Annotated in this window: 11 protein-coding genes; 9 read left to right on the top strand and 2 right to left on the bottom strand. The window is 45.6% G+C overall.

Going from position 1 to position 13,082, the window contains the following annotated elements:
* Positions 1–100: 100 nt before the first annotated feature.
* Together HMPREF9439_RS05940 and HMPREF9439_RS05945 are read right to left on the bottom strand one after the other, a co-directional pair.
* Positions 101–901, bottom strand: a complete 801-nt coding sequence (locus HMPREF9439_RS05940; protein ID WP_008864150.1) for an aspartate dehydrogenase domain-containing protein — start codon at positions 899–901, stop codon at positions 101–103.
* An 83-nt stretch (positions 902–984) separates the two neighbouring features.
* Positions 985–1,938 carry a LysR family transcriptional regulator gene (locus tag HMPREF9439_RS05945; RefSeq protein WP_008811452.1) on the bottom strand — a complete coding sequence of 318 codons (954 nt, stop codon included), beginning with the start codon at positions 1,936–1,938 and terminating at the stop codon, positions 985–987.
* A 343-nt stretch (positions 1,939–2,281) separates the two neighbouring features.
* On the opposite strand from HMPREF9439_RS05945, the gene HMPREF9439_RS05950 reads away from it, so the two are divergent.
* The 9 genes from HMPREF9439_RS05950 to HMPREF9439_RS05990 all read left to right on the top strand — a co-directional run bounded on the left by HMPREF9439_RS05950 (position 2,282) and on the right by HMPREF9439_RS05990 (position 13,080).
* Positions 2,282–3,274, top strand: a complete 993-nt coding sequence (locus HMPREF9439_RS05950; protein WP_008811451.1) for a cytochrome-c peroxidase — start codon at positions 2,282–2,284, stop codon at positions 3,272–3,274.
* Positions 3,275–3,477: 203 nt separating this feature from the next.
* Positions 3,478–4,227 carry an ABC transporter ATP-binding protein gene (locus HMPREF9439_RS05955; protein WP_008811450.1) on the top strand — a complete coding sequence of 250 codons (750 nt, stop codon included), beginning with the start codon at positions 3,478–3,480 and terminating at the stop codon, positions 4,225–4,227.
* A 158-nt stretch (positions 4,228–4,385) separates the two neighbouring features.
* Positions 4,386–5,603, top strand: a complete 1,218-nt coding sequence (locus HMPREF9439_RS05960; protein ID WP_008811449.1) for an exonuclease SbcCD subunit D C-terminal domain-containing protein — start codon at positions 4,386–4,388, stop codon at positions 5,601–5,603.
* A 17-nt stretch (positions 5,604–5,620) separates the two neighbouring features.
* Complete coding sequence (locus HMPREF9439_RS05965; RefSeq protein WP_008864151.1) at positions 5,621–9,295, top strand: AAA family ATPase; 3,675 nt, start codon at positions 5,621–5,623, stop codon at positions 9,293–9,295.
* A gap of 97 nt (positions 9,296–9,392) precedes the next feature.
* On the top strand, positions 9,393–10,295 hold the full coding sequence (gene yddG, locus HMPREF9439_RS05970) for an aromatic amino acid DMT transporter YddG (protein WP_008811447.1): 903 nt from the start codon (positions 9,393–9,395) through the stop codon (positions 10,293–10,295).
* 92 nt (positions 10,296–10,387) lie between these two features.
* Positions 10,388–11,152, top strand: a complete 765-nt coding sequence (locus HMPREF9439_RS05975) for a DUF4198 domain-containing protein (RefSeq protein ID WP_008811446.1) — start codon at positions 10,388–10,390, stop codon at positions 11,150–11,152.
* A complete protein-coding gene (gene cbiM, locus HMPREF9439_RS05980) occupies positions 11,152–11,754 on the top strand; it encodes a cobalt transporter CbiM (RefSeq protein ID WP_008811445.1) in 603 nt (200 codons plus the stop codon). The genes HMPREF9439_RS05975 and cbiM overlap by 1 nt, the downstream gene beginning before the upstream one ends.
* Positions 11,744–12,367, top strand: coding sequence for a hypothetical protein (locus tag HMPREF9439_RS05985; RefSeq protein WP_008811444.1), 624 nt, complete (start codon positions 11,744–11,746; stop codon positions 12,365–12,367). The genes cbiM and HMPREF9439_RS05985 overlap by 11 nt, the downstream gene beginning before the upstream one ends.
* A complete protein-coding gene (locus tag HMPREF9439_RS05990; RefSeq protein ID WP_008864152.1) occupies positions 12,364–13,080 on the top strand; it encodes an energy-coupling factor transporter transmembrane component T family protein in 717 nt (238 codons plus the stop codon). Before HMPREF9439_RS05985 ends, HMPREF9439_RS05990 begins: the two co-directional genes overlap by 4 nt.
* Positions 13,081–13,082: the final 2 nt, after the last annotated feature.

A 13,082-nucleotide genomic window follows, 5' to 3' on the forward strand; every position in this document is an offset into this window, starting at 1 on the left:
AACCTCTTGGACCTAACCGTTCAAGAGGTTTTTGTTTATCCGCAGCCCGCAAAAATAAAACCTCGGTTTTCAGACCGAGGTTCGTAAAGCGGATTGCTTCTTAGAAGAATGTTAGCGGAGAAGCCAAATTCTTCAATAAAGCTATGACGCTGTAAGCGGCGGATTTGCTGTTCTTTTTGTTTTCCGGATCAGGCTGAGAAACAAAGAAAAGCTCGGAGTGCATAATGTCATTGGACAATGTAATTCTGTGGCTGACTTCTGTAATGCCGGGCTTGCTGATCAAGCGGACTTTTGCATCTTTTGCGTCGGTTGCCAATGCGGTGGCGACGGAAACGTTAACGTTTCTCGGGAAGCCGCGGATAGCGTCATGAACGTTGCCGTCGAAAATCAACTGTTCTTCAGTCTCGGAGACTGTCTTGCCTTCCATGTAAGGTGTGCCGATGTAGCTTTCGGGCGGTTTAATACTTTCGATCTGTACCTTGGGATTGCCTACGACAGCATAAGTTTCCATTAGGTCCATACCGCCGATTGCGCCGCTGGTGATGTAGATCTTTCTTTCGTATTGGCGGGCAACGCGAACTAAGTGATCTCTAAATTTCTCGTCATCTAAGGCACCAACAGAAGAAATGATCAGATCGGCCCCTGCTTCGAGAATTTCTTCTGCATACGTTTCAACGGCTTCAATACCGGCAAATTCAACAACGATATCCGGTGCCAATTCAAGCATGTCATCGACTGTATATGCGGCACGTCCGCCGACCCGATTGGCTAATTCAACGGCGTGTTCGTGGTTTTTGGCGCACACAGAAGTAACGAAATAATCGTTGCCTAAATGCTTCGGAGCGTTCAGGCAGAAGATCTGGCTCTGCGCTCCGCATCCCAAAACGGCTAATTTCTTCATTTTTCATTCCCATCACTTAGATTAAGCCTATCCATTCTACATGGAGGAGAAATACATTTTTACGATATTGAGCGCAATTGTGGTCAACTGATTGCTTGATTTGACGGGCTTTTAGAGAGAAACGATTTACCGAAACTTGTCAGCGGAATGCCGACTTTTTTAATGCTTTCTGCGATTTCGGTTATACACTCCTTGGCTTCGTCGCTCAGTTCTTTTTCCGACTTAGGCCAGAAAACCGAAAATGGTATGGTCAAAGGGACGTCAATCGGAATTGCCTTGCAGTCATCACTCACACTGATAGCAGCTAAAAGGTCCGTAATGTGAACGCCGGCGTTTCTTTTGACCATTCGAAGCGCAACCTGCGTCGAGGAAATTTCTCCCACAACTTGATCCTCTGTAAGATCCGGCGTCAACGTGTCCGTCAGTTTTCTTTCTAGCATGTCATGAGAAAGCAGAATGAAATCTTCGTCTTTGTAATCCGCAGGTGCGACTTTGTCCTTCTCAGATAAGGGATTCTGTTTGGAAACGACGAGGCGCATCGGCAGCCGAGCCATGATTCGTTTTTCTAAATCATCATGGTCCGATAGAAGCGTCCCGAAACCAATGTCGAAGGGATGAGAATATTTTGAGTAATACATATCCCGACTATCGTGGATATCTATCGTCACCTTTAAAACTTTTTCATGACGTTTGAGGACTTTAGTGATGGCGGGAAGAGTGACGTCGCTGCAGTGTCTTGCCATAACAGCGGTTCGCAGCAGTCGTCTTTTTGCTTTCTGATGAGCAGAATAATCTTCCAGCACTTTCCAGGCTTTCATCGCTTCATGGGCCACCCGGTAAAAATTATTACCTTCCTCCGATAAAACCAACTGCTTGTTCCCTCTCTCAAATAACTTGACGCCAAGACGATCCTCCAGCTGAGAGAGCATTCGGCTGGCGGCCGAAGAAGAGAGGTTTAATTTGTTTGAAGCTGCGAGCAGAGAACCACTTTCGGCAATGGCACAAAAAAGTTTAACTGCTCTCGATTTCATTTCCATTTTTGCAACTCGAGGCTCAATAATTGCACTTTACGAAATATACATAAAAACTCATAATGTTGCCATAGCGAAAACGGAGTCTTCTCTTGTTTCAGCTAGAAATGGATCATCTTTAACCGCCTTCTTCTCGAATGGCGGTTTTTTTTCACATTTCTACTGAGTCTAAGAATTTTGGGCCGGAAGAAAGTAAAAATTAATTTCAAATTTGAGATATGATCGCAGAAGAAGATGGGTTACTTGCTCTTCTACTGGACAAAAAATAATCCTCAAACGTACAAACAAGGAATAAGGTTCGAAAAAAGAAGAAACTAATTTCCTGCTTTTAAATCTCACAAGGAATGATATGAGAATCCAAATTTCAGTTGCTGCAATGCTTCTCTCGCTTAGTGCAGTTTCTCAAGCTGCTATGTTTGAACCGGTGCCAGAGCCAACGATCGCTCCTCAAGATCAGGCGAAAGTTGAGCTAGGAAAAATGCTTTGGTTTGACCCAAGGTTGTCCAAATCTGGTTTTATTTCCTGCAACAGCTGCCATAATTTATCTACTGGAGGTGTTGATAATTTGAAGACCTCTGTCGGACACGGTTGGCAGCAAGGCCCAATTAATTCGCCCACGGTTCTCAATGCGGAGAAACAAATCGCTCAGTTCTGGGACGGAAGAGCCGCAAACTTAGAGGAGCAGGCAGGAGGGCCGATTGCCAATCCTAAAGAGATGGCCTCGACGCATGAATTAGCTGTCCAGGTCATTGACTCCATTCCAGGATACAAGCCTTATTTTAAAAAAGCCTTCGGAACCGACAAGGTTACAATCAAAGAAATAACGGACGCTTTGGCTGCCTTCGAGAAAACATTAACTACACCCAACTCTCCTTTTGACCGTTATCTGAAAGGAGATAAAGCGGCTTTGACTCCACAGCAGATTAAAGGTTTTGAACTTTTTAAAACATCCGGCTGTACGATTTGCCACAATGGACCTTTGCTTGGAGGTTCTTCTTATCAGAAACTTGGTGTAGTTAAACCTTATCAAACAACTAACACTGCTCAAGGTCGAATTGAGATTACGAAGAAAGATCAAGATCGCATGACCTTTAAAGTCCCACAATTGAGAAATATTGAGCTCACTTACCCGTACTTCCATGACGGAGAGGCGAAAACCCTTGAGGATGCAGTTCGCATAATGGGTGAGGTTCAGTTAGGTAAGACTTACACGCCTGAACAGCTAGCTGATATTGTCGCGTGGATGAAGTCATTGACAGGAGATCAGCCGAAGATTGTTCTTCCTATTCTTCCGCCTAATGGTAAAAATACGCCTCAGTTTGATCCCTGGAAGAAAGACTAATTTCCTTTGACTGTGTAGTGCGCAAAACCCAATTTAAAGTTGGGTTTTGCCTTCTTTAAAGTTAAAAAATAATCGCATCCTAACGCGGCAGCACAGGTTCTGAATGTTCTCAAAAAGTAAGAGGATTATTTTCTCCATCGGACATTTCGTGAAAAAATTTTGACTAGGCACCTAATTTTGTAATTGTGAGGAGAGGCAGGATTGTGCTAGAGCTTCAAATTAAAGACCTTTGCGTAGGTTATAACGGGAAAGAAATACTCCACAATATTTCCTTAGATATTGAGAACGGATCGTTCATAGCGATAGTTGGCCCGAGCGGTGCTGGCAAAAGCACGCTTTTAAAACAAATCAACAGACTAGACCCTGGAAAAACCGGCGGTTCGATTCTTTGGCGAGGGAAAGACGTTGACGATTACGATGTTCATGAGTTAAGACGAAATTTGGCTTATGTGTTCCAAAAGGCTGTGATGTTTAATGGAACAACGGAAGAAAACATCAAACTTTCTCTTAAGTACGGTCATGAATTTAAACCGGATGAAATAGAGGCTCTCTATCAGACGGTCTTGGAAGAAGCAAGTATCTCTCAAGACATCTTGGATACCCCTGCCCAGGACTTATCCGGCGGCCAGCAACAGCGGGTAGGAATTGCTCGTGTACTGCTGATGGGATCTCCTGTTTTGCTTTTAGATGAACCGACAGCATCTTTGGATGTAGAGACCAGCAATAAATTCTGCCAAACTTTAAAGCAGCTAAAAGGAGGTCCGGCGGCCAAGGACGGCAAAAAACGGACTTTCTTAATGATTACGCATCGGTTGGAGGAGGCGAAATTTTTAGCAGATAAGATTTTGATGATTGAAGCCGGACACATTGTGGAATATACAGACTGCGAAACTTTTTTTACACATCCTCAAACGCAGCGAGCAGCTGAGTTCCTTAAAGCGCAGGCTTTGTAAAATACCAGCAGCTGCTACAGGACCTGTCTTCTTTGGCAGGTCTTTTGTTTCTGGCAGTATTCCGACAAGGAGGACGACTGGCAGAAGAACGTCATCAAATGTCGTAAGACGATCCAAAATAACAATGAACGGTCAATTTATCTCAAAGGAAAACAACAATGAGACTTCTTCATACCTCTGACTGGCATCTTGGAAAAAGATTATTCGATAAAGAACGTTATGACGTTTTTGAAAAATTCTTAGCGTGGTTGCTGAGTACGATCCGACAAGAACGGGTGGATACGTTAATTGTTGCCGGTGATATTTTTGATACCGCAGTCCCGACGAACAAAAGTCTCAGACTCTATTACGACTTTTTATCTCAGCTGACGAGCAGTGAATGCCGCCATGTTGTGATTGTCTCCGGAAACCATGATTCACCGACCTTGCTTGAGGCTCCGAAAGGAATCTTGGAGAACTTTGGTGTTCACGTCATAGGCGGAGCTGAAAGTCCTGAAGACGAAGTTATTGAACTGAAGGATAAAGCGGGAAATCTGGAAGGCGTTGTTTGTGCAGTGCCTTTCCTCAGAGAAAGAGACATTTTGCGATTGAAGGATGATTCAACACTTTCTCGCGCCGAAGAGATTCAATTAGCTGTAGAAAATCATTACAAGAGTGTTGTTAAAGCGGCTATTGATAGGATGGGAGCCAAAAGAGTTCCTCTCATTGCTACCGGTCATTTGTTTACGGTCGGATCTCCTAAAGGAGAAGACGTTAACGAGCTTTATATAGGCGCAACCGGGGCCGTGCCTGTGAATATCTTTCCGTCGGAAATCGATTACTTGGCCCTTGGTCATATCCACCGCGCTTACAGCATCGGCGGTGACAAAACCAGAAATTACTGCGGTGCTCCGATTCCGCTTACCTTTGAAGAGGCTAATCTTGAGAAACTCGTTCGGTTAGTTGATTTCGAACCCGATGAAATTAAGGTGGCGGATATTCAGGTGCCTAAGTTCGATAGATTGGTGAGCGTTCAAGGAAGCCAAACGGAAATTTCAACAAAACTAAAAGAGCTTGCAGGGCAAGACGAGAAAATCCTAGTGGAAGTGATTCATACCGGAAAAGCCAATGCAATAAACCTGACCGGTGAAGTCTCGGAACAGACATCGGGAACCAAGATTGAAGTATTAAGAGTTTTCGACGAAACCAAGAAAGCCAATTGTTTGGCTAATGATGGAGACGAGATGGAGATCGGTGAACTCACTTGGGAGAACGTCTTCGAGAAGAAACTGAAAAATGAGACGTTTGAAGGCGAAGTTTCTGAGGAGGAACTTTGGAATGCGTATAGAAATGCGTATTTCCAAATTTCTGAGTTGGCTGATGTGAATGCTCAATAACGCTTCCGGAAAGTAAAATGCAAATACTCAAACTCTCATTTGAAAACATCAATTCCTTGAAAGGCGCCTGGACGATTGATTTTCAAGCACCGGATTTCCGCTCAGGCATTTTTGCGATTGTCGGTCCGACCGGCAGCGGCAAGACCACGATTTTGGATGCGATTTGTTTGGCTCTTTACGGACATACACCTCGGATCGGCTCGATTACTCAGAATGCCAACGAAGTTATGAATCGGGACAGCGACAGCTGTCGGAGCAGCTTGGAGTTCCAAACGTTAAGCGGCCGTTACCGGGCTACCTGGAGTCAAAAGAAGCAGAAGAATTTTGATAAGACAGGCAAATACGGCCAGGTTGTTTCCACAATGGAAAAGTTCGGGGACGGCTGCTGGATCCCGATTACAGAAGGAAGTAAGGTAACCAGCAAAAAGCAGGAAGTTCAAAAAATCATCGGATTAAGCTTCGATCAATTTAAACGTTCGGTCATGCTTTCCCAGGGAGACTTTGCAGCTTTTCTCAAATCGAAACCGAATGAGAAAGCCCAAACGCTCGAACAGATAACCGGAACACAGGTTTATTCACTGCTTTCTACAAAAATTTATGTTCTTGCAGAACAACAAAAGAAGCTTTTTGCAGATAAACAGAGAGAAGTCGAACTGAGCCCCGTTCTTGACGATGCAGTTGTTCAGACAAAGCAAGAGCAGTTGAAAGGTATAACCGAAGAGGCGAAAGTCCTTGAAACTCAAATCAACAAAATTGAAAAAGAAATTCGCTGGGTTAGTGAGACTGCCGAGCTTAGGGATCAGTTTTTAAGGGTAAAGGACGAGCTTGAACGTTTGAAAGAAAGCCGGAATGAATTCTTTCAGAAAGAGAATGATGTCCGACTTGCAGAACGCGCTCAAAAAATTCTTCCAATATTTAGCTCGCTAAGAGATAAGCAATCGCTCCGTGAAGACGCGATCAAAGAGAAGTCCTCTGCGGAGAACGAATTAGTTAACGCGACAAAATCTCTTAAAGAGAAAGAACTCAACTTCAAGGCAGCAGAGGAGGCCTTGAACAATGAGAACCTTCAAAAGCCGAAGAAATTAGCGCTGTTCTCGGAAACCGAGTCCTTGGACGTCGAAATTTCTCCGCTTATGAAATCCAGCAGACGCGCACAAGAAGAAAAAACTAAATTAGAAAAGGAGACTGCCGGTTGTGAGAGTCGTCTCAATAAAGCCCAAGAGGATATACGGAAGTTAGAAGAAGACCGTGAGAAACGAGATCGTGAGAAAAACGAAGACATTAAAGGCGCATTCCTTTATCAGCGGAAGGACGAATTAAGGGCCGGAAAAATCACCGCCGAAACTCTTTCAGCTGCATTATCAGATTCCGAAGGCAAAGCTGATAAAGCAAACGAGACCGTCAAATCACAGGAAAAAGAGGCAGAGGCGCTCAGAATCCGAAAGGAAAAAATAGCTTCCGGAATTGAGGCGGACGAAATATTGCTTAAAGAAACGGAAGAGCGTCTGAATGAAATTCTCGACGGAAAGACTCTCGATGAACTTATGCAAGAACAACTGAGCTTTTCAGAGCAGATTCCGCTGCTTGATGCGGTCAAATCTGCGCTAAAAGCCGCTTGTGAACAAAAAGAAGAAATCGGCCGTCAGGAAGATGTGATGCAAAAGGATTCCGTCGAACTGACCGATTGGGGTAGCAAGAAAGAGTGTTATGAAAGGGAAATCCGATCCCTAACTTCGAGGCTGGACGAACTCGAAGCTTTGGTTCAAATCAACGAATTGACTAAGGTTAGAGCTGAGTTGAAGGAAGGAGAACCTTGTCCGGTTTGCGGTTCATTGGAGCATCCCTTTGCCGCAAACCTTCCGCCAGAGGTTGCGACGGCAAAAGAGCGCCTGGTCGGTGTGAAGGAAGAATTGGCGGACCTACAGAAAAATCAAAAAGAGGCCGATAGGAAAATTGACATTCTTAAAGATCGGATGCTTTTTTCTGAAAAGCATCTGAAAGATCTTCGGAAGAATTTGGATTTGGCCGAAGAAGAGCTGAAGCTGAAATGCGACATAGCAGGTCTGGCACGCGAAGGCGTAACGGAAAAGGCAGCAGCTGTTTTGATAACTAAGAAGGAAAGCCTTCTTACCGATATCAAAAAACGTATTGTCAAAGCAAGAGACGCAGAATCTAACGCTACCGCTGCAAAAGAAAAAATTGCCGGTACAAAAGAAGAGCTTTATCGAGCCGAGATGGCCTTTAGCAATGCCCAAACGAAGGTTGAGTCGGGAAAAAGCCTACTGACGCAAGCTCAAACCGGCAGAGAAAAAGCAAGAACAGAGCTTGAGCAGTTTTGGCGGAAAACTGCTAAAGAGTACGGCTCCGTCATCACTGAGGAAGAACTTTTTGCCCATGACCCCGAACTCTTCAAACGTTGGATTGCTAAGGCAGCTAAGTACGAAGAACTTTTGGAATCCTGCCGGGAAATTGAGAATAATTTAGCGATCAAAAAAGGCGCCCTCCCGGGACTTATTGAGAGCGTGGAGCTTTTGGAAAAAAGCACTCGGGAAAAGTCGGAACAAGCGGCTGAATTACAGGCTGAACTGAAGTCGAAGCGGTTACAACGCGACAAGCTTTTCGGAACTAAGTTGGTAGAAGTTGAACGAAAAACCTACGAGATTCTGCTTTCGCAGTTGGCAGAAGCAAAAGACCATGCTTACGAAATCCTTTCTAAGGCTCGAAGCATTCAGGCCGCTGCGGGGCAAAGGCTTAAAACGGCCGAACAGCGTGCTGCAGAAGCTGAAAGAAACCTTCTTTCAGCAAAAACCGATTGGACGGATGCCCTTAAAAAGGAAAAATTTGAATCCGAAGAAGTTTGGGCAAAAGCTCGTTTAGATTCTGAGGCGATTAATGCTATTCACAAAGAAATTACGGATTACCAGGCTCAATCCCGCAGTGCTGCAGACCGTTTTAGTGAAGCTGACAAGAAGTTGGTAGAAAAAGAATCTCAGAAACTGACGGACAAATCGCTTGAAGTTTTGGAAGCTGAAAAACGAGAGGTTTCAGCTCGGAAAGAAAAACTCCTGGAACAAAAAGGCGAACTGCAGAAAGAGCTGAAAACAGACGAAGAGGCACGTCACAAGCGGGCCGGGATAGAGGAAGACTTAAAGAAGCTGAAACATCAAGTCGCCGTTTGGGAGCGTCTCAACACGATGGTCGGATCGAGCAGTGGAGACAAGTACCGCAGGTACGTACAGAGTTTGGTGCTTTTGACACTGATCAAAAATGCCAATGTCGAGCTGACAAAACTCCACAGTCGATACCGTTTGACTAAGGGTGAAGAGGACATGGAGCTCAAAGTCATTGACTTAGATTTGGCCGATGAGGAGCGTCCCACGGACAACCTCTCCGGCGGAGAAACCTTTATCGTCAGTTTGGCGCTCGCTCTAGGCTTGGCTCAGATGGCAAGCAGCAATGTTCGAATCGACTCGCTCTTCTTGGATGAAGGTTTCGGAACGCTCGATGATGACTCCTTGGAAAAGGCGCTCAATGCTTTGAGCAGTTTAAATGCTCAAGGAAAAACCGTCGGACTGATTTCTCACGTGGATCAGATTAAGGAGCGGATCCCGAGCAAGATTATTGTGAAGCGTTCGGCTCAGCCCGGTGTCAGCCGGTTAGAAGGTGCCGGCGTGAAGCATAGCTGGAGTTAACACCAAAGCTAACTTGTCCAAGCGCTTTTCGGATGCTCAAAACCATTTCTTTGCCCAAAAGCCTCTAAGATAGACGTCCTATCTGAGCGGAAGTTGTATGAAGATTTCGACAAACCAGGCCACGATGATCGGCTGTATTTCCCCGATTTTTTGGGGACTGAGCGTCTCTCTCGTGAGAACGCTTTCTGAGACGCTGGGCGTTGGAAAAGGCTTGGCGATCAATTACCTAATTGCATTGGTTTTTGTATTTCTTCTTTTCGGTATACCTAATCTAAAAGCGATGCCGCTGAAGTACTACATCTGTGGCTTAGGGTGTGCCATTGGTACCTCCATGACCTTTGCATTTTCTCTTGGCTTAGCCAAAGACGGAACGCAGACCATGGAAGTCGGCATGATTAACTATCTTTGGCCGACGCTGACGATTTTGTTTGCCGTTCTTTTTAACGGTCAAAAGGCCAAGTGGTGGGTCGGCATCGGTATGCTGCTAGCGATCTACGGCATATTTGTTGTTCTCTCGGGAAATTTGTTGATTGACTTCAAAGCAATGTGGAGTCATATCAAGAGCAATCCGATTAGTTATTTTCTTGCGTTGTGGGCGGCTATCTTTTGGGCCGCTTACTCGAATTTCACAAGAGCCTGGGCGAAAGGACAAAATCCGACTACGCTGATTTTTGCGTTGGATACAATTTTCTTTAATGCTATCTGGCTTCTCGATCTTGCGCCCTCTTACCCCTGGAATACGAAAGGTGTTTTGTTTGCTGTCGGATCAGCATTGATTATGGGTTCGGCTTACGGCATGTGGACCTTCGGGGTCCAGAAGGGCCGTATTGAAATTATGTCCATCATGTCGTATTTCACGCCGGTTTTGTCGTGTATCTTTGCTTCTCTTCTCATCGGCGCTAAGCTCACTCATGAATTCTGGGTTGGCGTTTCTATTGTTGTGCTCGGCTCGTTTATCTGTTGGGCCGCTACCAGAGAAAAAACTCGTTCATCGAATTAGGCTCACAAAAAAAGATTCACGTCCGAAGAATTTTTTTGCGGCGTAGAATTAAAAAGTAACGGGTTCCGTTATTTTTATTGACCGAGGTTTTCATGAATAAAACTGTCATTGCATTGGCGCTTCTGTCTGTCTGCTCTTTGGCAAACGCCCACTTCGGAAGTGTGATTCCGAATAAACAAATCGTTTCCGACCCTAAGGATTCCACCCTGACGATTACAACCGCCTTCAACCATCCGATGGAACAAACGGGCATGACGATGGAAAAACCAAAAAGCTTTTCTGTCATCGTCGACGGTAAGAAAACAGATTTGACGAACACTTTGCAAAAGACAAAAGTTTTGGATAAAGATGCTTGGATGACCCAGTACAGGGTTGCCCGGCCGGGATGCTACAAGTTCGTCCTCGAACCTCAGCCTTATTGGGAACCCGCAGAAGACAAGTTCATTATTCACTACTCTAAAGTCATGGTTCCGGTCTTCGGAGTGGATGACGGCTGGGATGCACCCACAGGCGCAAAGACAGAAATTCTTCCTCTCACGCGTCCGTTCGGCAACTATGCCGGAAATGTATTCCGTGGTCAGGTGATTTTGAACGGCAAACCTGCTCCCGATACGATGGTCGAAGTCGAGTATTACAACGTGGATCATCGAGTCAAGGCTCCGGATGATATCTTCATTACTCAACAGGTCAAAACCGATAAAAACGGGATCTTCTCTTATGCAGTTCCTTGGGAGGGCTGGTGGGGTTTTGCCGCTCTGAATGACGCCGACTATAAGATTAAAAAGGACGGCCAGGATAAGGATGTTGAACTTGGCGCCGTGCTTTGGACAGAATTCGTTAATCCGTCTTTCAAATAATGCATATTGCTGAAGGTGTTCTCTCCGCGCCGGTTTTAATTACCGGTGCGGTTGTAGCTGCCGCAGGTGTTGCCTACGGATTAAAGAAAATTCCAGCGAATCATTTCATGTTGGCCGGGCTTCTCGGGGCAGCGTTTTTTGTTGCGAGCCTCATCCACGTGCCAATCGGTTTTTCCAGCGCCCATCTGATTTTGAACGGACTTTTAGGTGTTGTTTTGGGCTGGGCCGCATTTCCGGTGATTTTCGTGGCTTTACTCTTACAAGCTGTCTTGTTCCAGTTCGGAGGATTTACCGTACTCGGCGTCAATACCGCGACAATGGGTTTAGGGGCGCTGGCAGCATACGGGATCTTTTATGCCATAGCCGGCAAGTCTGCGGATAAAAGATTAAAGTTCGCAGGTTTTTGCGGCGGTTTCAGTGCTGTTCTGATCTCAGGTATTTTGACGGCTTTGGCACTTGCGTTCACAAATGAAGGTTTTGTGACCGCGGCTTGGCTGATCTTTCTGAGTAATTTGCCCGTGATGGTCGTCGAAGGTGTCATTACTGCCTTTGCGGTTGTATATCTCAAACATTCTGATCCTGGGATATTTAATGAAAAATAATTCAGCTTTATTTATTGCCTCTGTGTTTCTTCTCTGCAGTTCGACGGCCGCTAACGCCCATCGGCTGAATGTGTTCGCCTACAGTCAGGCGCACGAGATTTGTGTCGAGACAAGTTTCCAGGGCGGCAAACCCGCACGCGGCGCAGACGTTCGCGTCTTAACAGAGGAAGGGGCGGTCTTTTTAACCGCAAAAACCGAGCAGGACGGTAAAGTCTGCATGGCGCTTCCTGACGGTTTTGAGCCCGCTCCTCTGACAGTGATCGTCAATGCCGGGGAAGGGCACCAGAACCAGTGGAAGCTGAGCAAAGAAGACTTTTCTTTAGGTGCTGACAGCAAAACGGCTGTGAGCACTGTAAAACTTGAAATCCTTAATAAAGAGGCCGAGACAAACACAGCATCTCCAAAAATTTACTCTCAGGAAGAACTTGACGCCGCTTTGAAAACGGCCAGAGAGCAGACGGAGATGCAAGTGATTGCCCCGCTGAGAAAACAGCTGGCAGAGGCTCAGCAGCCTAAAATCACATGGCGCGATATCGTCGGCGGTTTGGGCTGGTGCTTAGGATTGGGCGGTCTGTTTGCCTGGATATCGACACGCAGACAAAAGAATAAATGACAATAAAAAAGGATTTTTCAGCGGCTTCGAGAATCGCTTCAGCATTAGTTTTCGGAGTGGTCGTTTCTGTGCTGCCAAATATCACGGCAGCGCTCTGCGCGCTGTTCTTTTCTTTTTTGATCATCTTTCTCTTCCCAACTGACGCCAAACATCTTATTAAGCGCTGGCTTCAAATCAATCTTTTTATTCTTTTTATTTGGCTGGTCACTCCTTGGACGACGCCCGGAACTCCCATCGGACCCGGCGAGATCTTTTCTTATGAGGGTGTTTACCTTTCCGCTTTGGTGACGGTTAAAGCTAATGCTTTGTTTTTTGTTTTCTATGCATTGGTCAGTTTGTTGTCTTTCTCTCGGCTGGCAGCAGGTCTTAAGTCCCTCAAGTTTTCGGAGAGCCTCATAGTTATCCTGCTTTTCTGTGCGAGAGGCATCGATATTTTTGAAAGCGAATACCGTCGAATGAAAGAGGCAGCAAAGCTCCGGGGATTTGAGATGAAAGCAAATAAGCGGACCTATCAAACCGTGGCAGCGGTTATTGCACTTTTGTTCGTTCGAGCAGTTCGGCGGAGCCGTGTTCTCGACGATGCGATGAAATTAAGAGGTTTTGACGGCCATATACGGACCCTGAACCATGAAGTTTGGAGATATAAAGATACGTTCCTTTTAATGTTATTTTGCTGTGCTTCGGTGGTATTTGCCTATCTGGGCTGGAGATAAGT

Origin of the sequence: Parasutterella excrementihominis YIT 11859, from assembly GCF_000205025.1 — a bacterium.
In the GTDB taxonomy this organism is placed as follows: domain Bacteria; phylum Pseudomonadota; class Gammaproteobacteria; order Burkholderiales; family Burkholderiaceae_F; genus Parasutterella; species Parasutterella excrementihominis.

Bases quoted from the DNA above. Each gene is read 5' to 3' on its own strand.
- HMPREF9439_RS05940 (WP_008864150.1), bottom strand. From the start codon at position 901: ATGAAGAAATTAGCCGTTTTGGGATGCGGAGCGCAGAGCCAGATCTTC.
- HMPREF9439_RS05945 (WP_008811452.1), bottom strand. From the start codon at position 1,938: ATGGAAATGAAATCGAGAGCAGTTAAACTTTTTTGTGCCATTGCCGAA.
- HMPREF9439_RS05950 (WP_008811451.1), top strand. From the start codon at position 2,282: ATGAGAATCCAAATTTCAGTTGCTGCAATGCTTCTCTCGCTTAGTGCA.
- HMPREF9439_RS05960 (WP_008811449.1), top strand. From the start codon at position 4,386: ATGAGACTTCTTCATACCTCTGACTGGCATCTTGGAAAAAGATTATTC.
- HMPREF9439_RS05965 (WP_008864151.1), top strand. From the start codon at position 5,621: ATGCAAATACTCAAACTCTCATTTGAAAACATCAATTCCTTGAAAGGC.
- yddG (WP_008811447.1), top strand. From the start codon at position 9,393: ATGAAGATTTCGACAAACCAGGCCACGATGATCGGCTGTATTTCCCCG.
- HMPREF9439_RS05975 (WP_008811446.1), top strand. From the start codon at position 10,388: ATGAATAAAACTGTCATTGCATTGGCGCTTCTGTCTGTCTGCTCTTTG.
- cbiM (WP_008811445.1), top strand. From the start codon at position 11,152: ATGCATATTGCTGAAGGTGTTCTCTCCGCGCCGGTTTTAATTACCGGT.
- HMPREF9439_RS05985 (WP_008811444.1), top strand. From the start codon at position 11,744: ATGAAAAATAATTCAGCTTTATTTATTGCCTCTGTGTTTCTTCTCTGC.
- HMPREF9439_RS05990 (WP_008864152.1), top strand. From the start codon at position 12,364: ATGACAATAAAAAAGGATTTTTCAGCGGCTTCGAGAATCGCTTCAGCA.